The sequence below is a fragment of the Profundibacterium mesophilum KAUST100406-0324 genome (genome assembly GCF_009835145.1).
Lineage (GTDB): Bacteria > Pseudomonadota > Alphaproteobacteria > Rhodobacterales > Rhodobacteraceae > Profundibacterium > Profundibacterium mesophilum.
The window spans coordinates 1-202 of sequence record NZ_APKE01000129.1 but is presented as its reverse complement, the minus strand read 5'-3'; the positions used below and the strand labels follow the sequence as shown (position 1 = coordinate 202).

Genomic DNA, 202 nt, shown 5'->3' with positions numbered 1-202 from the left:
GCTTTCGAAGACGTCACAGGCGTCGAGCGCGTCGTTGTAGGCCTTGGCATCGATGGCCCTCATGGTCGGGGGCTCGTCCCCGGACAGGGTGATCATGCGCCCATGCCAGAGCGCCATCGTGGCATCGTCGGGGGCGACCGCTGCATCGATCTCGGCGAGGAGGGCATAATAGTCTCTTTGCAGCGTCTGGTGGTCTCGAGCC

Annotated in this window: 1 protein-coding gene; it reads right to left on the bottom strand. The window is 64.4% G+C overall.

Annotated features, from left to right (window positions below; genetic code table 11):
• A partial coding sequence (locus PMES_RS16550; protein WP_159966793.1) for a hypothetical protein occupies positions 1-202 on the bottom strand: 202 nt, incomplete at both ends.